This is a genomic window from Streptomyces sp. NPDC058955 (assembly GCF_042741435.1).
In the GTDB taxonomy this organism is placed as follows: domain Bacteria; phylum Actinomycetota; class Actinomycetes; order Streptomycetales; family Streptomycetaceae; genus Streptomyces.
This window is the reverse complement of record NZ_JBHYKM010000114.1, coordinates 1-25,681: the sequence shown is the minus strand read 5'-3', so window position 1 is coordinate 25,681 and position 25,681 is coordinate 1. Positions and strand designations below refer to the sequence as shown.

Sequence of the window (25,681 nt, the reverse complement as noted above, 5' to 3'; positions counted from 1 at the left end):
CCGCCCCCCCCAGCGTGCTCCCCGCCCGGCCCGGCGCCCATGCGCACCGCGCCGGGCATGGTAGGGAGAGGGATGCAGACACCGTTCCATGTTCCCCGTATCGCCGTGGGCGACGATCTCCTGCTGAGGCCCTGGCACATCGGCGACCTGCCGCTGGTGCGCGAGGCGGCGGAGGACGACTACATCCCCCTGGTCACCACGGTGCCGAGCCCGTACACCCACGACGAAGGCGTCGCGTTCATCTCCCGCCAGGAGGATCGGGCGCTCCGTCGCACCGGCTACCCGTTCGTCATGGCCGAGGCCGAGGGGGACCGCGGCCTCGGCGCGATCGGCCTGTGGCCGAACGCCACCGACGAGGGCCGGGCGGCCGTGGGCTACTGGGTGGCGGGCTCCGCGCGCGGACGCGGCCTTGCGGCCGTGGCCCTGCGCGCCCTCGGCTCCTGGGCTTTTCGCGACCTCGGCTTCGAGCGGCTCGAACTGTACGTCGAGCCCTGGAACACGGCCTCGCGCAAGACCGCGGCCCAGGCCGGCTTCTCGTACGAAGGACTCCACCGCGGCCGGCAGCCGGTCGGCGGCGAGCGCCGGGACATGATGTCCTACGCCCGGCTCGCGACGGACCTGGCCGACACCCCGGAGTGACCACCTTGACCTCGACTTAACGTGAGGTTCTACGGTCGTCGCGTTCCGTCGATCGCGAGGAGGAGACGCACGTGAGCGTGACGTTCAGGGAGTACGAGGAGCGGGAACTGGCGGCCCAGCCCATCGGCGCGTGGACCGGCATGGCGTACCGGCTGGTGGTCGGGGCCATCCGCGAGCAGTTGGCGGTGGAGGGTCTCACGCAGCCGCATTGGTGGACGCTCAACCACGTCGCGGGGGAGCCGGGGAGGTGGACCCGGGCGGCGCTGACCGAGCGGCTGGTGCACTGGGACGACCGCGGGACCGACTTCGACGGGGTCTTCGACGACCTGGTCGGCCGAGGGTGGCTCACCGAGGACGCGGGGCTCATGACGTTGACCGAGGCGGGGGAGGAGGGGCGCGCGCGGGCGAAGGAGCGGAACGCGCGCATTCATCAGCGGGTGCACGCGGGCGTCGGCACGGCCGACTTCGTGACCACGATCAACGTCCTGCGTCGCATGGTCGCCAACATGGGCGGCGACGGCAACCTGCCCGGCTGACGCACGCCGTCCACGACGGTTCCCCGGCCCGCCGCCCCGGTCAGGCGGCGGGCTTGGTCAGGAAGACCCGTTCCAGCAGGGATCGCAGACGGTCGCGGTCCTCGGCGCCGAGGCTCTCCAGGCCCTCCTGGGTGACGCGCATCCTCGCGCGGATCGCGTCGGCGACGCGCTCGCCGTCGGGGGTGAGGATGACGTTCTTGACGCGCCGGTCGGACGCGTCGGCCTCGCGGCGCACCAGGCCGCGCTTCTCCAGACGGTCGATGATGCCGGTGATGTTCGAGGCGTCGCAGGTCATGGTCTCGGCCAGGGCGCGCATCGCGACGGGTCCTCGGCGCAGCACGGTGAGGGCCTTGCCCTGGCTCGCCGTCAGGTTCTCGCTCGCCGCCGCGACCGTGAACTCGCCGTAGTACACGCCGAGGGAGACGGAGAGCAGCTCCATGAGCTGGGCCGTGTCGACGGGGGCACCTTCGGTCATGGGGCCACCCTACCCCGGGATACTTGACCACCTCGATACTTGACTGTCTCAAATATTGACGTCTACCGTCTTCGCTATTGCATGAAGATCTCAACCATCAAGCTTGTCAAGCAGTAGCCATGAGGAGCGTCCCTGTGACCGTCACCGCGTCCCCCGCCTCCCGCGCGGCCGAGATCCTGTCCCGGCCCGTCGCGCTGAACGGCCTGACCGTCCCGAACCGCATCGCGATGGCGCCGATGACCCGCATGTTCTCCCCGGGCGGCGTCGCCGGCGAGGACGTGCGGTCGTACTACGCGCGCCGTGCCGCCGCCGGCGTGGGGCTGATCGTCACCGAGGGGACGTACGTCGGCCACGAGTCGGCCGGTCAGAGCGACCGCGTGCCCCGGTTCGACGGCGAGGAGCAGCTGGCGGGGTGGGCGAAGGTCGCCGAGGCCGTCCACGCGGAGGGCGGCACGATCGTGCCGCAGCTCTGGCACATCGGCATGGTCCGCAAGCAGGGCCAGGCGCCCTACCCCGAGGCCCCCGCCGTCGGACCCTCCGGCATCCGCACCGACGGCACCGAGGGCGCGGGCAAGGCGATGACCCAGCGCGACCTCGACGACGTCATCGGCGCCTTCGCCGAGGCCGCCGCGGCCGCCGAGCGCATCGGCTTCGACGGCGTCGAGCTGCACGGCGCCCACGGCTACCTCCTCGACCAGTTCCTGTGGGCGGGGACGAACCGGCGTACCGATGCCTACGGCGGCGACCCCGTGGCCCGTACGAAGTTCGCGGCCGAGATCGTGGCCGCCGTGCGCGCGGCCGTCTCGCCCGAATTCCCGGTCATCTTCCGCTACTCGCAGTGGAAGCAGGACGCCTACGACGCGAGGCTCGCCGAGACCCCGCAGGAGCTGGAGGCGATCCTGTCCCCGCTGGCCGCCGCCGGTGTCGACGCCTTCCACGCCTCCACCCGCCGCTACTGGATCCCCGAGTTCGACGGCTCGGACCTCAACCTGGCCGGCTGGACCAAGAAGCTCACCGGCCGGCCCACCATCACCGTCGGCTCGGTCGGCCTCGACGGCGACTTCATCGGCGCCTTCATGGGCGAGGGCTCCCCGGTCAAGGGCATCGACGAACTCCTGGACCGCCTGGAGCGCGACGAGTTCGACATGGTGGCCGTCGGCCGCGCCCTGCTCCAGGACCCGGAGTGGGCGGCGAAGGTCCTGGCCGGCCGCTTCGACGAGCTGAAGCCGTACGACGCCGCCGCGGTGAAGACGCTGAGCTGAGACCCGATTCCGCGGGTGCTCGGTCCCGTCGTCCGGCGATGAGGTGGAACGCTAGCTCGGGCAACCCGGTCCGACCGGGCCCCAGCGGCGTTCCACCGGCATCCGCAGGCGCGGCCACGCTCACCAGCCGGAGGGGTTCGACCTCAGCAGCTTCACGTACTGCCGGATGCGCGGCCCGTCGTCGGGGAAGCAGCTGTTCCAGTCCTGGTCCAGCCGCGTCCAGACGGCGGGCTGCCCGTCCTCCGCGATCAGCGGCTGTTCCGGGTCGCCGATCGCGGCGTAGGAGAGGGACAGTGTCTGCGGCAGGCCCGGGCCGAACGACCGCACCGCCACCGCGGCGGGCCGCTCCAGCAACCGTGGCCGCAGACCGGTCTCCTCGGCCAGCTCCCGGGCCGCGCCCTCACGCGGACACTCCCCGGGCTCGACCTTGCCGCCCGGCGGGACCAGCCCCCGCCACGGATGCCGGACCAGCACGATCTGCTCCAGGGCCGCGTCCAGAACCCACACCTCGGCGCCCAACGGTTCCATGGCGCCGGCCAGCGCGGAGCGCAACCAGGCCCGGGCCCGGTCGAACTCCAGCGTCGCGCTTCCGGCATCGGCGACGGCAGCGTCGAGCGGACGCTGCTCGAACACGCTACGGATCATGGCGACAGGCTAGAGACCGCCACTGACAGCACCGGCCGCGACGGGGTGGGGCGGCTAGGAGACGTTGTCTCCGTGGGTGAGGGTCTCCCAGGCGACGAAGAGGTTGTTGGTGCCGGCCGGGCGGTTGCGCTTGGTCAGCGTCTCGGTGTTGGTCATGGCGAAGCCGAGGCGGTTGTGCATGGCGTTGTACCCCACCTCCGTCACGGGGCCGAGCCCCAGGTGGAGGGAGCCGCCGCACAGCCAGCTCGGCACGGCCGTGCCGAGCTCGTACCTGGACTGGAATCCGAGCGCCTGGCGCAGCCGCTCGCCGACGTCCGTGCCGTACAGGTCCTGGCCCTGGATCCGGCTGGTCTCGGCGACGTGTGCCAGGGCGGAGATGCCGTACCCGGTGTGGGTGAGGTCGCGGCAGGTCTCCTGGGTGAGGCCGGTGACGAAGGTCGACTGGCCCTGCCAGTAGCCGACGATCTTGGCGCGGGTGTCGAGGTTCTGGCTCGGCACGGTCTTCGGCAGCTCGCCGTCGGAGGCGAGGTAGACGTAGGCGGCGGCGCGCGTCCGGAATTTCGCCATGGCCTTGTCGTACGACGCCCGGTCCTCCAGGAAGACGGAGATGCCGACGGCCGCCTCCATCATCGACAGCTCCCAGTTGCCGTTGGAGTTCGATCCGTTGATGACCTCGGGCAGGTAGACGTCGCGGAGCATCGTCGCGAACCGGCCGGAGTTCGGCCAACCGCCCGTGTACGTGTGCTTGATGATCTCGGCGGCCTTGGGCCAGGAGGAGCCGGCCCAGCCGGTCTGGAGCGGGGCGTTGCTGTTGGTGTGGTCCGTGATGACGGCGGACCAGGCGTCCATCAATTGGATGGACTTCTGCGCGTAGCGCGCGTCCCGGGTGACGTACCAGGCGAGGGCGTTGGTGTACGCGGCGATCGCGTCCTCGCGCTCGTCGGTGCAGCCGTAGTTGGGGTTCGAGTACGAACCGCACTCGACGACCGCGCGGGGCTTCGGAGTGCGGTTCGGATCCGCGTACTTGCTCGCCATCATCTGGTCGTAGGCGCCCTTCCAGGGCTGCGCGCCGGCCAGGACCTTGGTGCGCGCAAAGTCCAACTGGCCCTGGGAGACGGTGACTCCGGGATGGGTGAAGACGGCGGGGGCGGCTTCGGCGGGGGGTGCGGACGGCCAGGCGAGGGCACCGGCGACGAGTGCGGCGACGGTCGCGAGAAGTGCGGTTCTGCGCATGGGTGGGGGGCCTTCCGTTCTCGGATGAACGTGAAACGCCGTGTGGGGCAGGCGCGTTGAGTGGAGACCATAGGTCTGGACCACCCTTCCGTCAAGGTGTGAAGGAAGGGGTGGGTGTGGTCTCCTCGGGGAAGACGGCCACCGCCGCACCCCTCCGCCCGCGCCCGCCTCAGTCGCGCCGCCGGTCCACCAGCCCGGCCAGTTCCGCCCTGGAGGTGACCCCGAGCTTCGGGAACGCCTTGTAGAGGTGGTGCGCGACCGTCCGAGGGCTCAGGAACAACTGGGCGGCTATCTCGCGGTTGGTCGCCCCCGTGACGGCCAGCTCGACGACCCGCAGCTCCTGCGCCGTGAGGGCGGCCAGCAGACGGCCGGAAGCCTCGTCCGGGACGGAGACGCCGACCGCGCGCAGTTCGGCGACGGCACGGGCCGACCACGGCGTGGCCCCCAACCGCTCGAAGGCGTCCTTCGCGGCCTCCAGATGGGAACGGGCCTCGTTGCGCCGCTGCTGACGGCGCAGCCATTCGCCGTACAGGAGCCGCGTGCGGGCGTGGTCGAAGGGCTGCTCGTGCCGGCGATGGAGCTCCAGGGCCCTCTCGTACAGCCGGCGCGCCCGGTCGTCGGGCGCCAGCAGCGCCCGCACCCTGTACCGCACCGCCTCCGGACCCGGCCGACCGGTCGCCCCGGCCCAGGCCTCGTACCGCCGCAGCGCCTCGACACCACGCTGCGGCGCACCGCTGCGGGCCGCGGCCTCGACGTAGTCGGGCCAGACGTACGTCCACAGGAACGCGTGCCGGCTCGGGCCCGCCGCCGCCCGGTCGACCCGGTCGAGGACCGCCTCGTACCGGCCCGCGCACACGTCCCGGAGCACCCCGGCGTAGTCGGACCACCAACGCCCCGGCATCCACGCCAGCGAGTCCGAGCGCCGCAGCGCCTCGGCGGCCATGGCGCGGTACCCCTCCTCGTCGCCCGCCACCGCGGACAGCCAGGCGTGCACCCCCGCCAGGTAGCCGGCCCACAACGGCTGGTTCACGTCGGCGGCCAGGGCCAGCCCCTCGGCCGCCGTGGCACGCGCGTCGGGATGCCGCCCCGCCAGCAACCGGGAGATGGCCAGGATGGTCATCGCCTGGGGCATACGGCCCAGGCGGCCTTCCGTCCGGCACTCGCGGACGAGTCCGTCGGCCGCCGCCAGCATGCCGTCGCGGTCCGCGCGGAGACTGGCCTGGAAGGAGAGCACCATGCGCAGCTCGAACGGCAGGGGCGCGGCGCCGAGCCCGAGCGAGGACGTGCCGGCGAACGAGGTCCCGCCCTCCAGCACGGTCCGGAAGTCGTGGTTGATGGCCCGCACGGCATCGGCCGCCGCACCGCCCCGAGGCGTCAGCTCCTCGGCGCGCCGCGCCAGCCCGACCTGATCGGGATGGGCGGCGCTGGACCAGGTGCAGTAGGCGGCGAGCCCCAGCAACGACAGCCGGGTCAGCCGATCCGGTGCCGCCTGGGCGCCCTCCAGGAGCAGGCGGGTCGCCTCCAGCGGCCGCCCCGCCTCGAACTCCAGCTTCGCCCGCACCTCCGCCAGCTCGGCCCGTACGGACACCTCCGGCACCGAGGACTCCGCCGCGCGCCGCGCACGGTCGACCAGCTCCACCGCGCGCTCCCGTAGCCCGGCCTCCGTCGCACTGCGCGCCGCCGCCGTGAAGCGGCGGGCGGCGTCGCGCCCGTCCGGCGACAGCTCGGCGGCACGCGCGTACGCCGCCGACACCGCCGCCTGACCACCGCGCTGCCGCGCCCGCACCGCCAGCCGCTCCAGCTCCCCGGCCACCAGCTCGTCGGGCTGGAGCGTGACAGCGGCCAGGTGCCAGGCCCGCCGGTCGTCGTCGACCGCCTCCGCGAGCGCCCGGTGCGCCTCCATGCGCGTCGAGATGTCGCAGGCCAGCAGGACCGCCGCGCGCACGAGGGGATGACGGAACGCCACGCCGTGCGGGGTGATGCGGACCAGGCCCGCCCGCTCGGCCCGCGCCGCGTCCACCAGCGACGCGCCGAGCAGACCGAGGGCGTGGGTGAGCACGCCGAGCTCGCCACGGTCGTCGAGCGCCGCCACCAGCAGACAGCGCCGGGCCGGCTCGGGGAGAGCGGCGATCCGCTCCCGGAAGCCGGCCAGCACCCGGTCGGTCACCGGCTCGGCCGTCTCCAGGCAGAAGGACAGCGGGGCCGGGGCGCCGAGCCGTTGCTCCGCGGTGAGCATGGCGGGCAGTTCCACGAGAGCCAGCGGGTTTCCCCGCGCCTCGGACACCAGCTGCTCCCGCACGGCGGGCGGCAGCGCCCCCGCCCGCTCCGCCAGCAGACTCCTGGCGGCCGCGTCCCCGAGCGCGCCCAGCCGCAGCTCGGGCAGCCCCGTGCCGGGGAAGTGCGGACCCGTCCGGGCGGCGAACAGCATCGCCACCGGCTCGCCGTACAGGCGGCGGGCCGCGAAGGTCAACGCGTCCGCCGATTCCCGGTCCAGCCACTGCGCGTCGTCCACCAGGCAGACCAGCGGTTCCTGGACGGACAGTTCCACCAGCAGGCTGAGGGTGGCCAGCCCCACCAGGAAACGGTCGCCGCGGTTGGCGCCGCCCAGGCCGAGCGCGCCGAGCAGCGCGGCCGCCTGCTGCTCGGGGAGCGCGTCCACCCGGTCCAGGACGGGGCGCAGCAGCAGGTGCAGGGCGGCGAACGGCAGCCCCGCCTCCGACTCGACCCCCGTCACGCGGAGGACCTGGGCGGGGGCGTCGGCGGCGTAGTCGAGCAGGGCCGACTTGCCGATGCCGGCGTCGCCGCGCACCACCAGCGTCCCCGGGCGGCCGGCCGGCAGACCGGCGAGCAGGCGGTCGATCGCGGCCTGCTCGGCCGCTCGGCCGTACAACATGCTGCGACCCCCTTGGGGAGTGCCCGTACGTGCACCGACCGAGCCGTCCGTAGCCCCTGCCCGTCAGCGAGGACTGGTTACCTATTATCCGTCAGAAGAGCGTACCTATAAGGGAGTTCGCGCCGGTCGTGCAACCGTCGGGCGGTCGCCTCAGCCGGAGCCGACCGCCCCGGCCCCGTCGAGTCCGAGAGCCCGCGCGGCGGCCCACGCCCTCGGCAGACCGAATTCGGCCATGCCCCTGACCAGGTCGCGCAGCGTCTCGTCCGTCGCTCCGGCGGCGCGGGCGAGCGCGGCGTGCAGACGCAGCGAGTCACCCAGCGTCTGGTAGAGCACGTCCACCGCCAGGCAGGCGACGGCGCGCTCGCGGACGGTGAGATGCGGGCGCGCCCAGCGCTGGGCCAACTGGTCCTCGGTGAAGGTGGCCAGGCCCGTGTCGACGCGTTCGAGGTCGCGTACCGCGCGCGCCAACTCGCCGCTCAGCGGCTTCGGTTCGACCGCCCGATCGTCCTCCGCGGCGGGCAGGCCGAGTTCGGCGAGCCGCTGGAAGGCGGTGACCAGCACCGGGTACCCCACGTACGGCGCGAGGTGCCGGTACAGCTCCCTGATGGCCTCGGGCTCCACGCCACCTTCCAGAGCCATCCGGACGTGCATGGCCAGAGGGGTGCCCAGATGGGGATGGCACAGGTCGGCGGTGAGGCAGACGAACGCCTTCTCCCGCAGGGTGAGGTGCGGCAGTTCCCACAGATGCCGACCCACGCCTACGGCGAGTCGGGCGAACACGGGGTCGAGCGCGGGCAGGTCGTCGGCTCCGGCGAGCTCGGGCATGGGCGGTCCCTTCAGGACAGGCCGAGCGCACGCAGGCGCAGGCGGTCGAGGGTGTACTGGGGAAGGACGCGGCCGAGCGTGCTCATCAGCCGCGACTTCTTGCCGACCGGATAACGGGCGCGCGGCCTGCGTGAGGTGAGGGCGTGGTGGACGGCGCGGGCGACGACGTCCGGGCTCGAACCCGAGCGCTCCTCCTTCAGCCCGGCGGCGACCATCGTCCGGTACGCCGCCCCGTACAGCTTCCTCCCCTCTTCGCCGAGCGACGCGAGGCGGGGTTCGACCTCGCCTTCGAGCTTGTCGACGGCATCGGTGTGGATGGAGCCGGGCTCGATGAGGACCGCCCGGACGCCCCACGGGCCGAGTTCCATCCGCAGGGCGTCGTTGAGCGAACGGATGGCGTGCTTGGACGAGCACAGCGGACCGCCGAAGGGCAGAGTGATCCAGCTGCCCACCGACCCGACGGTGACCACCCGGCCGCGCGTGGCGCGCAGTTTCGGCAGCATCGCCTGCGTCAGGGCGATCTGCCCGAACACATTGACCTCGTACTGCCACCGCAGTGTGTCCAGGGGCAGGAATTCGAGCGGTCCGGTCACGCCGACGCCCGCGACGTTGACCAGGGCGTCGAGCCGGCCGACCCGCTCGGCGGCCTGCGCGATGTGGCCGGCGTCGGTGACGTCCAGGATCAGGGGCAGTACGCCGGGGCCGAGGGCTTCGCCGTCGGCCTCCTTGCGCACGCCGGCGTGCACCGTGAAGCCCTCGCGCGCCAGCAGCAGCGCGGTGGCCCGTCCGATGCCCGTGGAGGCACCGGTCACCAGGACTGTTCTGGACATGGGGCTCCTTCCGCGTACGGAAACGGATCGACGGATCGACCGTACGGCGCGAAGGGCCCCGCCGGATCAGGAGGACGACTGGCGACGGAGGTGCTCTCTCGCCGTGCGACTGGGTACGGAGGTAAGCAGCCGGCCGGAAGGCCCCCGGGGCCCGTCGTACGTACGCCTCAGATCCCCCGTACGTACGCCTCAGATCCCTCGTACGTCCGCCACCGTGAACGGCGTCTCCGGCACCCCCGGCCCCATCGGTCCGCCCTTGTCGAACTGGGACCGGACGACGAGCAGTCGTCCCCGGTCCCGGACCAGCGTGGTCGGGATGCCGAGGGCCCGGTCGGTCACCACGCGCTCCAGGTGTGCGGCGGCTCCGTCCGGGGTGAGCCGCCACCGGCTGATCGTGTCGGTCGTGTTGTGCGCCACCCACAGGGTCCGCCCGGCCAGCTCCAGGCCGTCGCCGTGCTTCAGGTCGCCTCCGTGCAGGGCGGTCCGGCGGACGGCGCCGGACCGCAGGTCGATCCGGAACAGCTCGCCCACCGGCATGTCGACCACGTACAGCCGACGCCCGTCGGTGGTGATGCCGTTGAGCGAGAAGCCGTCGGCCGGGCGCGGGGTGAGCAGCCCGGTCAGGTCGTACCGGGGCGTCAGCGGCGACCGGCCGCCCCGGGCGCGGGCCAGGTCGGCGGGCGTGACGCGGTAGATCACCGCCCGGATGCTGTCGGTCAGGTACGCGGTGCCGTCGGGCGTGACGACCAGGTCGTTGACGAACCGGGGTGCGTCGTCCGGGAGGTCGAAGTGGGCGAGCAGCGTGCGGTCGCGCACGTCGTACACGGCGACGCCGCTCGTCGAGTCGGTCACCCACAGGCGGCCGGCCGCGTCCGCCTTGAGGCCGTTCGCGGTGGTGCGGCCGTCGGCGCCGGCGGGCAGGAAGACCTCGGCGGAGCGGGCGCCCGGCGTGGCCCGCTGGACCGAGCCGTCGGCGTACGAGCCGACGTACACGTCCCCGTTGCGCGGGTCGAGCGCGATGCCCTCGGGATACACCCGGTCGCCGGTGAGGGCGAAGGCCGTGGTGATCCGGGGAGTCCCGCCGCGCTCCGCGGTGGCGGCCCGCGCGCCCTGCGTCGTCGCGGCGACGGCGAGGGCGGCGGCGGAGGTGGTCAGGAAGGTACGACGGCGGATCGAGTGGGACATGCCAGCAACTCTCTCGTTCGACTACATGCCGATTGTCGAACTCGAACGTAGGTTAGAGTTCTAATCATCGTCAAGGGGCTTACGGTTGACGGAGTGCTTCCGTGCTCGACAGCCCGGCTATCCTGCGGAGATGACGTCCATGCCGATCTCCGAACGCGTTGGCTCCCACCTCAAGCGGGCGGAACAGGCCCTGGGCGCGACCAAAGCCGCGGTGCTGAAGCCCTCCGGCCTGACCGTCCCCCAGTACGCGGCGCTGCTCGGCCTCGACGAGAACCCGGGCATCTCCGCCGCTGCCCTGGCGCGCCGCTGTGGTGTCACGCCCCCGACCATGAACACGGTCCTGAAGAACCTCCAGGACCGTTCCCTGATCGAGCGCACCCCGCACGCATGGCACCGGAACGTCCTGGAGACCCGCCTGACCGAAAAGGGCCGGGCCACCCTCGCCGACGCCGACGAGCAGGCCGTCCGCGTGGAACGCGCGCTGGCCGCCGAGTTCACGGACGAGGAGCGGGAAGCGCTGGTCGGGCTGCTGGGGCGGTGCGTCGAACTGCTGGAGAAGGTGCGGCCGTAGAGCCGACTCGTCCTGACCGCCGTCCTCGGCCTGCCGGTCGATCAGGCGCCCGACCGGGCCAGGATGCCGAACGCGCCGTCGCCGCCGACGCTCAGCGGGACAAGGCGTGTGCCTTCGTTCGCGTCGCTCACGCCTTCGGCCCGCGGCTCAACGGCAGGAGGACGTCGTCGACGGTGGAGGTCACCAGGTCGGCCGGGATCAGGGTGCCCTGGGTGAGGCAGTGATGGTGCAGCAGGGCCGGGCCCAGCGCGGCGATCAGGTCCGTGTCCAGGGCGGCCGGGGCCCGGCCGGAGTCGACGGCCTCGCGCAACAGCGTCTGGATCCGGGTCTGGCACGGGTCGAGGACGCGGGTGTTGACCAGGGACCGGACCAGTGGTGAGTTGTGGCCGGCTTCGTCGGCGACGACCTGGAAGACGGTCGCGTGCATGCCGTTGAGCGCGTTGCGCAGGCCGTTCAGGGCGGCGACGAGGCCGGCGCGCAGGTCCGTGCCGTGGTCGATCGCCGCGGGGGAGGGGAGCGCGTCGGCCAGCGCGTCGAGCACCAGGTCGTTCTTGTTCGACCAGCGCCTGTAGAGCGCGGCCTTGCCGGTACGGGCGGCGGCCGCGACACCTTCCATGGTCAGGGCGGTGTAGCCGACGGTCCGGAGCTGGTCGTGGACGGCGTCGAAGATCGCCTGCCGCAGCTCGCCGCCGCGTCGCCGCGTGCCGGCGGGCTCGGAGGCGGAGAGATCCGACCGAGGGCTCATGTCGATGCCCCTCCTCCCGTACGAAGTGAACGCACCGTTCCTTATTCGGCAGGGGTCATGCTACCGTCCCCTGCAATAGTGAACGCACCGTTCACTAATGGTGCAGGGATCGGGAGGGGATCGGCCCATGGAATCCATCGCGGACCGCAAGGACGTCGCACTCGCATGGCTGCGGGCGTGCCTGGCCGTGGACGAGGAACGCCTGCTGGAACTGACCCATGAGGACTGCGCGTTCTTCCTCATCGGCGACCTGCCGGGCTCGGGCTGGAAGACCCGCGAGGAGTGGCTGGCCGGATGGCGGGACGTCATCCCGGTGCTGCCCAGGCCGCTGGAGATCACCGTGGGCGCGGTGACCGCCGAGGGCGACCGCGTCGCCGTCGAGGCGGAGACGCGCGGCACCGTGGCGGACGGCAAGACGTACAACAACCAGTACCACTTCCTCTTCCGCGTCCAGGACGGCAAGGTGCGTGAGTTCAAGGAGTACTTCGACACGCTGCACGTGTTCCACACGTTCGCCATCGGGACGGTGCACGGCACCGGCGGCGGCCGGGAGTCCAACCTGCGCGAGGTCGCCGAGACGTACACGCGCGCCTGAGCCCACCCGCAGTAGGACGGGCGGCGGGGGGAAGCGGGCAACGGCGGGCGCGGGGGACGTCGGTGATCCACTCGATCAGTGCCGCCTTGCGCGTGGTGTGGGGACCGGCCCAGGGTTCACCCGGGCGCCCGCCGTAGGGTCCCTGATTCCGGGGTGCAGCGCGGGCCGCAGCAGCCTTCGAACAGCAGGGCGTGGCCGGCGCAGTGCACCTGCACGAACACCTTGGTCGATGCCCGCCCGGGCGAGGGGCGGCTGGACGCTGAGGTCCCCGCCTTCCGGGGCGGGTCGCACTGCCGGGCCGACGGCGCGCCGGCGGCGGCCATCGACGAGGTGCCGGCGCCGACCGCGCCCGTGATCAGGCAGACGCCGAGCAGGAGCCACCGCCTGCCGGTGCCGGGTCTGCGACGTCCCGGCCCCGACCACTCCGGCCTCCGGCTCGTACGTCTGTCGTCGGTGGGGGTGGGCTCTCTGGGGTGGCATGCATGGCATCTCCCGACGGGGCTGCTGCGATTCTCTCCGGCACGGGCGCCCGTGGGCTGTGCCTGCGTGCCGGCCGGGGGGCGGGGTCGTGGCGTTCACTGCTCCACCGTTGCAACGTTCCGGCATATGTTGTTGCATCAATCCAGCTTTCATTGCAATGAAATCCGGGGCTTGAGCTGCAGAAATACTGTTCCAGTGCAACATGCTCGTTGCCGCATCCTGGAAAGCAGCGTAGCTTTTCCCATGTCGGAAACGCCGACCACGACTCCACGGGAGAAGCCACACCATGCAGACCTTCGCCACCACCGCCCCGATCACCACCGTCGTCGACATCCCCGCCGGCCACCTCCGCTTCATCGCCGCCGACCGCGCCGACACCACCGTCGACATCCGCCCCGCCCGCGCCGGCAGGAGCCGCGACGTCAAGGCCGCCCAGGACACCACCGTCACCTACACCGACGGCGTCCTGACCATCACCGCCCCCGACGCCAAGAACCAGCTCTTCGGCCCCTCCGGCGCTGTCGAGATCACCGTCCAGCTCCCCGCCGGCTCCCGCGTCCAGGCCACCGCCGCAGGCGCCGAACTCCGCGGCGTCGGACGCCTCGGCGACGTCAGCTACGAGAGCGCCCAGGGCCCCGTCAAGCTCGACGAGGCCGCCACCGTCCGCCTCGCCCTCCAGGACGGCGACATCACCATCGGCCGCCTCAACGGCTCCGCCGACCTCACCACCGCCCGCGGCGACCTCCGCGTCGCCGAAGCCACCACCGGCACCGTCGCCCTCACCACGCAGTCCGGCTCCATCACCGTCGGCGCCGCCCGCGGCACCGCCGCCACCCTCGACGCCGGCACCTCCTACGGCCGCATCCACAACACCCTGCAGAACGCCAAGGGCACCGGCGCCGACCTCACCATCCGCGCCACCACCTCCCACGGCGACATCACCGCCCACAGCAACTGAGCAGGGCGGAGGTGTCGGCGGAAAGCCGGGGTTCAGAGGTCTGGCGATCAGGCGTCGAGGTCGAACACGCCCCATGCGGTGAACGGTTCGGCCTGGACGTAGATCCTGCTGCCTCGGGCGACGACCCGTCGGCGGCCGGGGGCCCGGCCATCGGGGAGCGTCAGCAGGCCGACGTCCGTCGGCTCGACGGATGCTGCCGTCAGTTCTCCATGGGCGAGCCGGTCCCTCTCCTCGCCGTAGCCGCCGTAGAAGGCGACCCTCCCGCCGTGGACGGCCACCGCATGCGCGCCGCGTACGCGGTTCGACCGCACCGTCACGGGCCGGTCGGAGCGGCCGGGGCGTATCTCGACGAGCGGGAAGTCCGTGTACGGGCATGCCCACGCGGCGGTGCCCGACACGTTCAGGGCGTAGCAGTCGAGGAGTCCGGGAATGCCGGCGCCGTCCGACGTCCAGCTGAGCCGGCCGGTGGCGCTCCAACGCCGGATGCCGTCCGGGTTCTCGTCGAAGTGGCCGACCCAGATCCCGCCGTCCTCGTCCACGAGCAGATGCTCGATGGCGTCCCCGACGGAGAAGGACGAGGTCTCGCGGCCGAGGGCGTCGAAGACCTGGACCTGGTGGGCGTCCTCGCGGCGACGGATGCGGGACGCGGCGACGACGAACCCGCCGTCGGGCAGCCGGTCCAGGTGCGGCCATGGGGCCCGCACGGCATTCAGCTCGGTGAGCTCGACGTCGCCGTCCGGATCGACGGAGACGACCAGGGCGTCGAAGGGCAGCGAGCCACCGCCGGGCCGCGGAGCACGTGCGGCGAGCAGCCAGTGGGCAGTGCCGAAGACGTCGACAGTACTGGTCAGGACATGGCGGTCGTGGTGCGCTCGGGGAAGGCGGGCGTAGGGGACGAGGGCGGTCTTCTGCACGGGTGGGCTCTCCTGGGTGGGCGGTCACGGCCATGGGGCGCTGCGGTGAGCGGGCGGCGGCGCGCGAGCGGTGGAGAGCGGAGTCGGGCGCCTAGCCGGCATGGCCCTTTCTGGTCGTCACGAGGTGATCATCGGTGAGGCCCGGCCTCGTGACAAACCCTTTTCGGGCGTGCCGGCCCTCCCGGATGACCCGTCCCGTGGCTCACTCCAGCACCAACCACACAGCCAGCGCCACCAGGAGGGAATCGATCCGGTCGAGCAGGCCGCCGGAGCCGGGCAGCCACCGGCCGGCGTCCTTGGCGCGGGCGCCCCGCTTGACCATCGACTCCAGCAGGTCCCCGAGCGGACCGCCGACCGCCACGGCCACCGCGGTCTGCCAGGTCAGCGAGGACAGCGCGGCCAGCGTGAGGAGCCCGGCGACCGCCCCCGCCAGCGTCCCGCTCCACCGCTTGGCGGGGGACAGCGGGGAGAGCCGGGGACCGCCGAGACGGCGACCCGCCGCGTACGCGACGATGTCGGCGATCGACACGGCCACGAACAGCACGAGGCCGAGGGCACCCGACGGCACGAGACCGGCCAGCACGCCCAGCCACACGAGCCCCAGCAGGCCCGCCCCCAGGCGGCGCAGCCCGTGCTCCGCGTCGCCCGAGAGCAACGGCACCCCGGCGATCGCGAGCGCCCCCACCGCCGCGGCCCGGAGCACGTCCCCGGGAGCCAGCCAGGCGGTCAGGACGAGCCCCACGACCGCCGCGCCCAGCACCACCCGGTCCACCGGGCCCAGCCGGAGCAGCCCCCCGAACTCCGCCACCGCGACCACACCGACCACGGCCGCGAGCACCGCGATCCCCGGCGGCCCGAGCCAGAACGCGGCGGTCACCAGCGGCACTCCGAGCGCCCACACGCACCAGCGGACCATCAGCTCACGGCGTCGGCTCGCCGCCACCGCGACGCCACCGACCGCCAGCGCCCCGCCGAGGTACGGCACGAGAGCGGCGACCGTCGTCACCGGGAGGCCCGTACCGGCGTGCCCGACGCCACCGCGGCAGGCTCGCGCAGCGCGTCCAGGGCGCTTCGGCACGCGGCCACGATCCGCGCGTTCTCCGCCGTGTCGCGGACGGCGATCCGGACGGTCCGCCCCTCGTACGCAGGCGACATCGGCGACAGGTCACGCAGGAAGACGTCGTGCCGCCGGCACTCGCGCACCAGCTCCGCCGCGCTCGGCCCGTCCGGCGGCAGCGTCACCGTGAGGAAGTTCGCCACCCCCTCGTCGACCGAGTCGAAGCCGTCCAGGGCCCGGAGGCCGTCGGCCAGTTCACGGCGCAGCACATGGGTGCGGGCCCAGCATCCGGCGTAGTACGCGGGATCGCGCAACGCCGCCACGGCAGCCAGCTGGGCGGGCAGGCTCACGGGCCACGGCGGCGTCCAGCGCCGCAGCTCCCCCGCCGTCCCGGGACCGGTCACCAGGTACGCGGCCCGCATCCCCGACAGGGCGTACATCTTCGACAACGAGGTGCAGACCACGACCCGTTCGTCGGCCGAGGCGAGCCGGGCGAGCGAGTCCGCCGGATCGACGTAGCCCAGGTACGCCTCGTCGATCCACCACCGCGTCCGCACGGGCGAGGCGTCGATCACGGCGCGCAGCGCGTCGGCCGGGGCGTGGCGGCCGGTCGGGTTGTTCGGGTTGACCACCACGACCAGGTCGTACCGCCCGTCGCCGGTCGCGGCGGCGAGCCTGGCCGGATCGAGCAGCCAGCCGTCCTCCCGGCGCAGCTGCAGCCGGTCGACCCGGCAGCCGATCACCCGCTCGGTGACATGGGCGTACTCCCCATAGCCGGGATCGAGCAGCAGCACCCGGCTCTCCGGCGTCAGCCACCGGCCGAAGGCCCGGAAGATCAGATCGGACGAGCCCGCCCCGACGGTCAGCGACTCCACCGGCAGCCCGCGGACCCGGGCGATCTCCGCGAGCAGTCCCTCCGCGCCCGTCGGCGGCGAGGTCCGGGCAGCCCACCCCGGATCCTCCGAGAGGGCCGCGCGGACCTCGGGGGAGGGCGGGAACCACGCGTCCAGCACGTCCGCCGCCACCACCTCGTGACGCCGGGCCAGCGTCCGGAAGTCGGTGCCGATCGCCGAGAAGAACGCCCCGCCGTGCTCACAGCCGTCCGCACGCGGAGCGAAGGGCACGTCGAGCCGCCAGTCGAGGCCCGCCCGCAGCCGCTCCAGGGTCCGGCCGTGACGCTCCGCGACCGTCCTCGTCAGCTCGGCCACGGAGCCGCTGAGGACCTCGAACGACACCGCGCCCGAGCGCACCGTGCGCCCCACCGGCCGCAGCCCGGCTTCGCGGTACATGTCCAGCAGGTCCGTCCGGCCCATCGCCACGACCCGGCGGCCGCCCCGCGCCGCCGCCCAGCGCAGCGCCGCGTACATGAGGAGCGGCGCCGCCGCGGTGGACCGCCACTCCTCCTCGACGGTCAGGACGCGGATCTCGAACGGAGCCTCCTCGGACAGGACCGGCAGCTCCTCGCGGGTCAGGTACTTGTCGAGCGAGTAGCGCCCGACCCACGGAGGGGTGAGGCTGACGAAACCGATCCGCGTCCCGCCCCGCGCGGCCACGAGATACACGTTGTCCCCGTCGAGTCCGTCCCTCAGCCGCCCCGACGGATCCACCGGATGCTGGCCGAGCTCCTCCGCGTACACCCGGTGGCGCAGCTCGTGGATCCAGTCGCGGTCCTGAGGCGTGGCAGTGCGCAGCTGCAGGGCATGGTCCATGCGTAAGTCCCCCTGAGACGTTCGGCTTTCGCGCCCCAGCATGGACGAGTGCGGCGCACGCCACCTGAGTACGCGTACTCAGCCGGACGCCGGGGTCGCGACCGGCCCCCGACCGGCCGCCCGCCCACGGTCCCGGTCCCTCCGTCAGGTCTCCGCGCGGGACGCCTCCTCGGCGCGGGCGAGGTGCTCCCGCAGCGCCGCGTTCTCGGCTTCCAGGAGGGCGATGCGCTTGCGGGCGAAGTACAGCTCCATGACGGCGTCCTGGAACTCCGACACGAGCTGCTCAGGGGTGAGTTCCATGGTCAGGCCGATCCGATCTCGGTCACGGTGCCCGACGGGCCCCGCCACTTGAGGGCGCCGCCCTCGGCGTAGAGGACACCGCCGTTCGCCGGGTCGGCGGTCGGGACGGTCGTGGCGTTGCGGATGCCGATGACGCCGTCACCGCCGCCGTACGACTCTCCGCTCGTGACACCGAACATGGCGTTGTGGGCGGCCAGCGCACCGCTGTTGAGGACCCGCAGCTTCGCCGTGCCCGTCCGGTCCCGGATCTCGATCAGCCGGCTGTTGGCGTCCTCGTTGGCCTGCATGAGCAGACCGATCAGGGCGGTCCGCTGGGCGATCTCCACCCGGCCGCGCGGGGTCGCGCCGATCGCGAGGCCGATGCCCACCGCGCCGGACCCCTTCACCACGAAGTCGTCCACGCCGTTGTTCCGCAGCGTGATGAGGTTGCCCTTGGTGGGGCCGGTGGAGTGGGTGACGTAGATGCCCTGGGCCGCGGTGCCGCCGGAGGCGTCGGTGACGCCGTCCGTGTCCAGGTAGACGGAGATCGCGGCGGCTCCCGCGTCCGACGCGTCCGCGTGGCCCCGGTGCAGGATCTTGAGCGTGCCCCGGCTCCTCTCCGTCCCGGAGAGGTACATCGCCGAGTCCTCCGGATTGTCGGAGACGACGTTCAGCGCGACCCCGTTGCCGGCCGTGCCCGCCTGGTGGACGGTCAGGGCGTGGAGCTTCGCCGTCGTCGCCGTGGACGCGGTCCTGAACGACGAGGTGGTGCCGCCGTCGGTGCGGAAGTTGCGGGCGAGCACCTCGCCCAGGTACGTCACGTCCCCCTCGGCCTGTACGTCCTGCCCGGCCTGCGTCGCCTGTCCGGCCTGCGCGTCGTGCCCGGCCTGCCCGGTCTGCGCGTCCTGTTCGGCCGCCGAAGCGGTCCCCGCTCCCGTGGCGACCGTCACGGCCCCCGCGGTGAACGCCCCCAGGAACAGCCTTCGCGTACTCGTCATCCTCAACCCCTCTTCCCACCCCGGTCGGCCGACAGCCTGGCACGCGACGCGGGGCCGGCGCTACGCGCCGGCCGGTCGTTCTCCCGGCTCCGCCGGGTGTGTCCGAGCAGGTGGATCCCGGTGTTACAGTGTGTTCGAATCGATCTCGATCGCAGGATTGTCACTTCCCGAGGACTCCGCCTTCGTCGCCCACGCGACGCCATGGCGGTGTGCCGCTCGAGGGAAGGCAAGGCCTGGGTAGCGCCGTGTGCGCGACCCGGGCCTTTTTTGTTGCCCGGATCCGGGCGGGAGAGATCGCGGACAGAAGCAGGACGGCAAGAGCACGAGGATGCAAGGACGCATCATGAACACACCCGCAACCGGTCACGGCACGCTCGCGGAGCGGATCCTCCGCGGCGTCGGCGGAGCCGAGAACGTCGAGAGCCTCACGCACTGCGCGACGAGGCTGCGCTTCCAGCTCCACGACGGGGCCAAGACCGACACGGCCGCGCTCGACGGCCTCGACGGTGTCATGGCCACGGTGCCGCAGTCCGGCGACCGCCTCCAGATCGTGATCGGCGGAGCCGTCGCACGGGTCCACTCCGAGATCATGAACCTGCCGTCGATGACCGGCGGCGGCACGGCACCGCGGCGGTCGGACGCCGAGGTCAAGGCCGAGATGCGGGCCAAGAGCCGCGGCCGCTTCGCCTGGCTCGACAACTTCTTCGAGTACCTCTCGGACTCGTTCCGCCCGCTCATGGGCGTCCTGCTCGGCTCCTCGCTGATCATCGCGATCGCCTCCGTCCTCGACGCCCTCGGCGTGGTGGACTTCCGCGCCGCGGACAAGTCCGCGACCTGGGTGTTCGTCGACGCCATGTGGCGCTCGGTGCTGTACTTCCTGCCGATCTTCGTCGCCTACAACGCGGCCAAGAAGCTGAAGGTCGACCCGTGGGTGGGCGCCGCCGTGATGGCCGCGGTGATGACCCCGAACTTCACGGGCCTGATCAACTCCAAGATCCCCGGCGTGACCACCACGACCAACGAGACGCTGGGCACCACGGAGTCCGTGGCGCACGTCTTCGGCCTGCCGATGCAGCTCAACGACTACGGCGGCCAGGTCTTCGTGCCGCTGCTGATGGTCGCCCTGCTCGCCCTGGTCTACAAGGGCCTGCAGCGCGTCTTCCCCGAGAGCGTGCACATGGTCTTCGTGCCGTTCTTCAGCATGCTGATCATGATCCCGGTGACCGCCTTCCTCATCGGCCCGCTGGGCATCTGGGCCGGCAACGGGCTCGGGGAAGGTCTGTCCTGGCTCAACAACAACGCGCCGATCGTCTTCGCGATCATGATCCCGCTGCTCTACCCGTTCCTGGTGCCGCTGGGCCTGCACTGGCCGCTGAACGCGCTCATGCTGCAGAACATCAACACCCTCGGCTACGACTTCATCCAGGGCCCCATGGGCGCGTGGAACTTCGCCTGCTTCGGCGCCACCGCCGGCGTGCTGCTGCTCTCGCTGCGCCACCGGGAGAAGGAGATGCGCCAGACCGCGACCGGAGCCCTCGCGGCCGGCCTCTTCGGCGGCATCTCCGAGCCCTCGCTGTACGGCATCCACCTGCGCTTCAAGCGGATCTACCCGCGCATGCTGGTCGGCTGCCTCGTCGGCGGCGTCATCGTGGGCGTCCTCGGCGGCGTGGACACCAACGCCTTCGCCTTCACCTCGCTGCTGACCATCCCGGTCTTCGACCCGATGCTGGTCTACGTCATCGCGATCACGGCGTCCTTCTTCACCGCCATGGCCCTCGTGTACTTCTCCGACTTCCGCACCCCGCAGGACCGGGCCCGCGCCAACGCCGAGCGCGACGCGGCTGAGGCGGCCTCCGTGGAGACCGCGACGGCCGACGACCGCGAGCCGGTCACCGTCGGAGCCCCCGCGAGTGCCACGGCCGCCTTCGCCGCCTCCGCCGCCTCGGCCGCGAAGCCCGACGTGCCCACCGCGACCACCTCCACCTCCACCTCCACCTCCACCGCTGTCGCCACCGCTCCCGTCGTCACCGCCGCGCAGGGCATCGAGCTCACCGCGCCGGTCGCCGGCCGAGTGGTCGATCTCGACGAGGTCGGGGACCCCGTCTTCGCCTCCCGGGCGCTCGGCGAGGGCGTGGGCATCGAACCGGCCGACGGCTGCGTCGTCGCCCCGGTCGACGGAGAGCTGATGGTCGTCGCCGACACCGGCCACGCCTTCGGCATCCGCACCGCCGACGGCGTGGAGGTGCTCATCCACGTCGGCATCGACACGGTGCAGATGCGGGGGGAGGGCTTCGACGTCCGCGCCGAAGCGGGCCGGCAGGTCCGCGCCGGGGACCTCCTCGTCGAGGTCGACCTCGACGCCGTGCGCGCGGCGCAGCACCCCACGGTCACGCTCATGACGGTCACCAACACCGCGGAGCTCGCCTCGGTCGAGCCCCACACCGGACAGGACGTAGCCGTCGGCGCACCCGTCGTGACCGTACGGCGGTGACGGACGGCCACCGGTCCGGCACGGGTACGCGCACATCCCGCGGAGCGCGTACCCGCCGTCGGACCGGCCCGCGGGGTCCGGTCCGGCAACGGCGGACCATGCGGGATCATTGGGGGAGAAACGGACCGCGGACGAGAAGGAGAGCAGGCTTTGAAGGCGCTGCGTGTCCTCAACAACAATGTGGTCCTCGCGCGCGACGACAAGGGCCAGGAGGTCATCCTCACCGGTCGCGGCATCGGCTTCAGCTCCCGCCAGGGCAAGCCCGTCGACCCGGCGCTGATCGTGCGCGTCTTCGTCCCCGCGGACGGCCGCGACCCCGACCATCTGAGCGAGGCCCTCGCCCTCATCGACGAGGAGGTCCTGCGAGCCGTCGTGATCGCCCTCGACGAGGCCGGCATCGAGGGACGCGAGTCCACCCGGCCGACCCTCGCCATCGCGGTCGCCGACCACGTCGCCGGCGCGCTGGACAGGGCCGCGCGAGGCATCGTCGTCGAGTACCCGCTGCGCGCCGAGGTCCAGGCCCTCTACGCCACCGAGTACGCCCAGGCCCAGCGCCTCCTCGCGGCCATCAACGAGCGCGTGGACCCGCGGCTGGAGCCCCCCGAGGCGATCGCGCTCGCGCTGCACCTGGTGAACGCGGGCTTCGCCAAGGGCGACCTCTCCTTCACGTACACCATGACCGGCGTCATCCAGCAGATGCTCGCCGTCGTCAGGGAACGGCACGGCCTGTCCGTCTCCCAGGAGTCCATGAGCGCGGCCCGGTTCATCACCCACGTGCGGTACCTCTTCGTGCGCATCCAGCAGCACCGGCAGCTGAAGGGACACGAGTCCACGATCGGCCGGGGCATCCGCCGCCACTACCCGGAGGCGACCCGCACCGCACAGCAGCTGGCGACGATCGTCGAGCTGCGCCTGGGCACCCACCTGAGCGAGGACGAGGTCTCCTACCTGGCCCTCCACGTCGCCCGCATGACCATGGAGACGGAACCGGACGGCACGCCGTGGTGAACCGGTCCCGGCCGCGGGCGAGGCCGCGACCGGGACGGGATGCGGCGTCCGCTCAGAACTGGACGAAGCCGTACAGGGCCTTGTGGTTGGACTTCGTTCCGTCGACCGTGTGGCCGATCGGCGAGGGCAGCACGTTGCCCTGGATGAACAGGTAGTCGATCTTGCGCGTGCCGCTGGTCGGCTTCGTGCCGTAGCCGGTCATGCCGTAGCCGCCCAGCGTGTCGGCCGGGATGGCGGTGCGGTTGGCGTCGATGCCGACGACGCGGATGGAGGTGCCGGTCATCAGGCTGGTCGCGTCGGTCCCGATGCGGATCCCGGTGTCGCCGATGCCCTTGATGCCGTCGCCGGCGCAGGCGTAGTCCTTGTTCTGCTCCGGGAGGTGCATGGTGGCGGCGAACACGGTCGTCGACGTGCCCTTGATGGTGAAGCGGGCGGCGATGGCGCTCGTGCGCCGCCACTTGTACGCGTAGGTGGCGCCGTCGTCGTTGTTCGGCGGCTTGTAGAGGGTGCAGCCGGCGCCGTTGTCGTACAGGTCGGCGGGGTCCACGCCGGGGACGGGCTTGAGCCAGCCGGCGCTCCAGTACAGCGACGTGTCCCCCTCGGCGAGGCTGAGCCGCTGGGTGTTGTAGATGATGCCGTTGGTCTGCTTCTTCTTCAGATCGCCCAAGGACTGGTCGCTGCAGCCGTGGGAGAGACCCCACTCCTCGGGGTCCTCGGCGGCGAGTATCACCTTGTAGGTCCCCGCGGGCAGCCCGAACTTGGCCGACAGCTGGTCGGCGTACGCGTCGGCCTGGCCGCGGCCGCGGATCTGCTGGATGGTCAGCAGGTCGGGCGCCTTGACGCCGGAGGTCCCCGTGTTGCCGTTGTCGTCGACGAGTTCGGACGTCAGATGGTCCGGGCCGGAGATGCGGGTGCACGTACCGTCGGCGTTGTTCCGCACCAGGTTCTCGATGTTGTTGTTGTAGACCCGCAGGACCCGGTCCTCGACGAGCGCGGACGCCTCCTCGGCGGCTGCGGCGCCGGGAGCGGCTTGGGCGAGGTACGACGCACTGAGGACGGTCGTGAGCGCGAGGGCGCCCGCGAGGTAAGAGGGCTTACCCCAGAGAGACATGGAGGAACTCCTTCATGATCGGTCAGGGGCCGAACCGTATCCCACGGGCCTCGCTCACTTCGGGGGGCGGGGGGCGTGGACCAGGCCGGTTTGGTAGGCGATGGCGACGAGTTGCGCGCGGTCGCGGGCGTGGAGTTTGGCCATGGCGCGGTGGATGTGGGTGCGGACGGTGAAGGGGCTGACGAACATGCGGGCGGCGATCTCCTCGTTGCTGAGGCCGGTGGCGGCCATGGCCATCGCTTCGCGTTCGCGGGTGGTCAGGGAGGCGAGGCGTTCGGGGGCGGCGGTGTGCTGCGGGGTGGGTTCGGGCTGGGCGAGGAAGCCGTCGATGACGGCGCGCGTCGCCGTGGGCGACAGCAGCGGGTCGCCGGCCGCGACGCGGCGCAGGGCGGAGAGGAGCTCGGGCGGCTGGACGTCCTTGCCGAGGAAGCCGGCGGCGCCGGCGCGGAGGGCCTGGGCGACGTGTTCGTCGGTTTCGAAGGTGGTGAGGATGAGGACGCGGGTGTCGGTGAGGTCGGGGTCGCGGCGGATGGCGGCGGTGGCGGAGAGTCCGTCGGTGCCGGGCATCCGGACGTCCATGAGGACGATGTCGGGGCGGGTGGACCTGGCCTTGTCGAGGGCTTCGCGGCCGTCGGACGCCTCCGGGACCACTTCCATGTCGTCCTCGGTGTCGATGAGGAGGCGGAAGGCGCCGCGCAGCAGGGCCTGGTCGTCGGCGAGCAGTACGCGGATGGTCATGCGGTGTCCTGGGGGTGCGGTGCGGTGCCGGTGTGCAGGGGCAGGTCGGCGGTGACCTGGAAGCCGCCGTCGGGTCGGCGGCCGGAGGTGAGCCGTCCGCCGACGGACGCGGCGCGTTCGCGCATGCTGATGAGTCCGAAGCCACCGGACGCGGAGCCGGGGGCGGCGGAGCGGGCGGGGGCGGTCGGCTGGTTGTTGGTGACGGTGAGCCGGATGCGGATGCCGGTGTACTGCACGGTGATGGCCGCGGTGGAGCCGGGGGCGTGGGTGGCCGCGTTGGTGAGGGCTTCCTGGAGGATGCGGTAGGCGGTCAGGTCGACGCCGGGCGACACCGGCCGCGGGTCGCCGTCCACGGTGAGGCGGACCGGCTGGCCGGCCTGTTCGAGGGAACGGATCAGGTCGGGGAGGCGCGCGAGGCCGGGGGCGGGTTCGAGCGGGTCCTCGGGGTCGTCGGCGCGGCGCAGCAGGCCGACGGTGGCCTTGAGCTCACGCAGGGCGGAGCCGGTGGCGTCGCCGAGGTGGGTGAGCACCTCGCGGGCCCTGTCCGGGGTGCGGTCGAGGAGATGGAGGGCGATGCCGGCCTGGGCGTTGGCGAGGGTCATGTGGTGGGTGACGACGTCGTGCAGGTCCCGGGCGATGCGGACGCGTTCGTCGGCGACCCGCCGGCGGGCTTCCTGCTCGCGGGTGCGTTCGGCGAGCTCGGCGCGTTCCTTGGTGGCGGCCAGATGGGCGCGGTGGGTGCGTACGGAGTCGCCGATGGAGCCGGGCAGCAGGATCCAGGCGATCATCCCGATCTTCATGTTGATCGAGGCCGTGGGTTCGTTGATGATCGCGGCGCCCGTGACCAGGACGGCCGCGGTGGCGGTGGCGAGGCGCGCGGTCCTGCGGTCGGTCTGTACCGCCAGGAAGTAGAGGGCCGCCAGCAGGGGCGCGAGCAGGCCCGCGTCGAGGCGGGGTGCGACGAAACAGATCGCCAGGCAGCACACGAGCGTCACCGCGTAGACGGCGTGGGGCCGGCGGTGGTGGAACAGGATCGCGGCGCAGGCGACGAAGGCCAGGGTCAGGGCGACGGGATCGGGCTCGACGTTCTTGCCGAGGCGGTTCAGCAGGGTCGTCCCGCCGGCGATGACCAGGAGGGCGAGCGCGAGCAGCGTGTCGAGCAGGCGGGGGTGGCGGGCGGCTCGCCGCCACCACGTGTCGGTCATCGTTTCTCCGGGGCCGAGGGCTGGTCGGCGCGACCAGGAGGCAGGCGTGCCGACGGGGCGGGTCTGCGGGAGCGCAGGTTCGCCGAAGGGGTGGGTCCGCCGAGGGGGCAGGTCCACCGAAGGGGCGGTTTCGCCATCATTGTCACCCGGCTGTCACCCGTCGAGGGTGGCAGCCGCGGTCTGCGGTCCTGCCCCGGCCGCCCCGGCCGCCCCGGCCGCCCCCGCCGCCCCGGCCCCCCGCCCGGCCCCCCCCCCCGCGCGCCGCCGCGGGGGCGCGGGCGGGGCGGGGGCGCGGGGGC

At 72.5% G+C, this 25,681-nt stretch carries 24 protein-coding genes; 8 read left to right on the top strand and 16 right to left on the bottom strand.

All coding sequences use genetic code 11. From position 1 onward, the window contains the following. The first annotated feature begins 105 nt into the window (after window positions 1-105). Both ACFW1I_RS31300 and ACFW1I_RS31295 read left to right on the top strand, forming a co-directional pair. Entirely contained in the window at window positions 106-639 is a 534-nt protein-coding gene (locus ACFW1I_RS31300; protein ID WP_384676254.1) for a GNAT family N-acetyltransferase, read from the top strand. A gap of 71 nt (window positions 640-710) precedes the next feature. Beyond that, on the top strand, window positions 711-1,175 hold the full coding sequence (locus ACFW1I_RS31295) for a MarR family transcriptional regulator (protein WP_384676252.1): 465 nt from the start codon (window positions 711-713) through the stop codon (window positions 1,173-1,175). A gap of 40 nt (window positions 1,176-1,215) precedes the next feature. Here ACFW1I_RS31295 and ACFW1I_RS31290 read toward each other — a convergent pair whose 3' ends face one another. Further along, window positions 1,216-1,650, bottom strand: a complete 435-nt coding sequence (locus tag ACFW1I_RS31290) for a MarR family winged helix-turn-helix transcriptional regulator (RefSeq protein WP_384676250.1) — start codon at window positions 1,648-1,650, stop codon at window positions 1,216-1,218. Between the two features lie 134 nt (window positions 1,651-1,784). Between ACFW1I_RS31290 and ACFW1I_RS31285 the strand changes: the two genes are divergently transcribed. Next, complete coding sequence (locus tag ACFW1I_RS31285) at window positions 1,785-2,912, top strand: NADH:flavin oxidoreductase (RefSeq protein WP_384676248.1); 1,128 nt, start codon at window positions 1,785-1,787, stop codon at window positions 2,910-2,912. Window positions 2,913-3,032: 120 nt separating this feature from the next. On the opposite strand, the gene ACFW1I_RS31280 is transcribed toward ACFW1I_RS31285, so the two are convergent. From ACFW1I_RS31280 to ACFW1I_RS31255, 6 genes are all read right to left on the bottom strand, one after another. Beyond that, on the bottom strand, window positions 3,033-3,557 hold the full coding sequence (locus ACFW1I_RS31280; RefSeq protein ID WP_384676246.1) for an NUDIX domain-containing protein: 525 nt from the start codon (window positions 3,555-3,557) through the stop codon (window positions 3,033-3,035). Window positions 3,558-3,611: 54 nt separating this feature from the next. Further along, window positions 3,612-4,790, bottom strand: coding sequence for an alginate lyase family protein (locus tag ACFW1I_RS31275; protein ID WP_384676244.1), 1,179 nt, complete (start codon window positions 4,788-4,790; stop codon window positions 3,612-3,614). A gap of 169 nt (window positions 4,791-4,959) precedes the next feature. After that, window positions 4,960-7,683, bottom strand: a complete 2,724-nt coding sequence (locus tag ACFW1I_RS31270; RefSeq protein WP_384676242.1) for an ATP-binding protein — start codon at window positions 7,681-7,683, stop codon at window positions 4,960-4,962. A gap of 150 nt (window positions 7,684-7,833) precedes the next feature. Next, entirely contained in the window at window positions 7,834-8,508 is a 675-nt protein-coding gene (locus tag ACFW1I_RS31265) for a carboxymuconolactone decarboxylase family protein (RefSeq protein ID WP_384676240.1), read from the bottom strand. 11 nt (window positions 8,509-8,519) lie between these two features. Next, on the bottom strand, window positions 8,520-9,338 hold the full coding sequence (locus ACFW1I_RS31260) for an SDR family oxidoreductase (RefSeq protein WP_384676238.1): 819 nt from the start codon (window positions 9,336-9,338) through the stop codon (window positions 8,520-8,522). Window positions 9,339-9,527: 189 nt separating this feature from the next. Beyond that, window positions 9,528-10,523, bottom strand: coding sequence for an SMP-30/gluconolactonase/LRE family protein (locus ACFW1I_RS31255; protein ID WP_384676236.1), 996 nt, complete (start codon window positions 10,521-10,523; stop codon window positions 9,528-9,530). Window positions 10,524-10,653: 130 nt separating this feature from the next. On the opposite strand from ACFW1I_RS31255, the gene ACFW1I_RS31250 reads away from it, so the two are divergent. Continuing rightward, a complete protein-coding gene (locus ACFW1I_RS31250) occupies window positions 10,654-11,094 on the top strand; it encodes a MarR family winged helix-turn-helix transcriptional regulator (protein ID WP_384676234.1) in 441 nt (146 codons plus the stop codon). 127 nt (window positions 11,095-11,221) lie between these two features. Here ACFW1I_RS31250 and ACFW1I_RS31245 read toward each other — a convergent pair whose 3' ends face one another. Beyond that, window positions 11,222-11,839, bottom strand: a complete 618-nt coding sequence (locus tag ACFW1I_RS31245) for a TetR/AcrR family transcriptional regulator (protein ID WP_384676232.1) — start codon at window positions 11,837-11,839, stop codon at window positions 11,222-11,224. A 127-nt stretch (window positions 11,840-11,966) separates the two neighbouring features. Here ACFW1I_RS31245 and ACFW1I_RS31240 point away from each other — a divergent pair, with 127 nt between their 5' ends. Together ACFW1I_RS31240 and ACFW1I_RS31235 are read left to right on the top strand one after the other, a co-directional pair. Further along, window positions 11,967-12,434, top strand: coding sequence for a nuclear transport factor 2 family protein (locus ACFW1I_RS31240; protein ID WP_384676230.1), 468 nt, complete (start codon window positions 11,967-11,969; stop codon window positions 12,432-12,434). A 766-nt stretch (window positions 12,435-13,200) separates the two neighbouring features. Then, complete coding sequence (locus tag ACFW1I_RS31235; RefSeq protein WP_384676228.1) at window positions 13,201-13,872, top strand: DUF4097 family beta strand repeat-containing protein; 672 nt, start codon at window positions 13,201-13,203, stop codon at window positions 13,870-13,872. Between the two features lie 47 nt (window positions 13,873-13,919). Here ACFW1I_RS31235 and ACFW1I_RS31230 read toward each other — a convergent pair whose 3' ends face one another. The 5 genes from ACFW1I_RS31230 to ACFW1I_RS31210 form a co-directional block, all read right to left on the bottom strand. Continuing rightward, a complete protein-coding gene (locus ACFW1I_RS31230) occupies window positions 13,920-14,786 on the bottom strand; it encodes a hypothetical protein (protein ID WP_384676226.1) in 867 nt (288 codons plus the stop codon). 202 nt (window positions 14,787-14,988) lie between these two features. Next, complete coding sequence (locus tag ACFW1I_RS31225; protein ID WP_384676224.1) at window positions 14,989-15,792, bottom strand: phosphatidate cytidylyltransferase; 804 nt, start codon at window positions 15,790-15,792, stop codon at window positions 14,989-14,991. After that, window positions 15,789-17,552 carry an aminotransferase class I/II-fold pyridoxal phosphate-dependent enzyme gene (locus ACFW1I_RS31220; RefSeq protein WP_384676222.1) on the bottom strand — a complete coding sequence of 588 codons (1,764 nt, stop codon included), beginning with the start codon at window positions 17,550-17,552 and terminating at the stop codon, window positions 15,789-15,791. Before ACFW1I_RS31220 ends, ACFW1I_RS31225 begins: the two co-directional genes overlap by 4 nt. 144 nt (window positions 17,553-17,696) lie before the next feature. Then, window positions 17,697-17,852 (bottom strand): hypothetical protein, encoded by a 156-nt coding sequence (locus tag ACFW1I_RS31215; RefSeq protein WP_384676220.1) that lies wholly within the window; start codon window positions 17,850-17,852, stop codon window positions 17,697-17,699. A 2-nt stretch (window positions 17,853-17,854) separates the two neighbouring features. Next, on the bottom strand, window positions 17,855-18,829 hold the full coding sequence (locus tag ACFW1I_RS31210) for a hyaluronoglucosaminidase (protein ID WP_384676218.1): 975 nt from the start codon (window positions 18,827-18,829) through the stop codon (window positions 17,855-17,857). A gap of 343 nt (window positions 18,830-19,172) precedes the next feature. On the opposite strand from ACFW1I_RS31210, the gene ACFW1I_RS31205 reads away from it, so the two are divergent. Together ACFW1I_RS31205 and ACFW1I_RS31200 are read left to right on the top strand one after the other, a co-directional pair. Beyond that, window positions 19,173-21,320 (top strand): glucose PTS transporter subunit IIA, encoded by a 2,148-nt coding sequence (locus ACFW1I_RS31205; RefSeq protein WP_384676216.1) that lies wholly within the window; start codon window positions 19,173-19,175, stop codon window positions 21,318-21,320. Window positions 21,321-21,470: 150 nt separating this feature from the next. Next, window positions 21,471-22,328 (top strand): PRD domain-containing protein, encoded by an 858-nt coding sequence (locus ACFW1I_RS31200; protein ID WP_384676214.1) that lies wholly within the window; start codon window positions 21,471-21,473, stop codon window positions 22,326-22,328. 52 nt (window positions 22,329-22,380) lie between these two features. Here ACFW1I_RS31200 and ACFW1I_RS31195 read toward each other — a convergent pair whose 3' ends face one another. From ACFW1I_RS31195 to ACFW1I_RS31185, 3 genes are read right to left on the bottom strand one after another with little or no spacing between them, the layout of a single operon-like run. Then, window positions 22,381-23,439, bottom strand: coding sequence for a hypothetical protein (locus ACFW1I_RS31195; protein WP_384676212.1), 1,059 nt, complete (start codon window positions 23,437-23,439; stop codon window positions 22,381-22,383). A gap of 54 nt (window positions 23,440-23,493) precedes the next feature. Next, window positions 23,494-24,177, bottom strand: coding sequence for a response regulator (locus ACFW1I_RS31190; RefSeq protein ID WP_384676210.1), 684 nt, complete (start codon window positions 24,175-24,177; stop codon window positions 23,494-23,496). Next, a complete protein-coding gene (locus ACFW1I_RS31185; RefSeq protein ID WP_384676208.1) occupies window positions 24,174-25,382 on the bottom strand; it encodes a sensor histidine kinase in 1,209 nt (402 codons plus the stop codon). The genes ACFW1I_RS31190 and ACFW1I_RS31185 overlap by 4 nt, the downstream gene beginning before the upstream one ends. Window positions 25,383-25,681 lie beyond the last annotated feature (299 nt).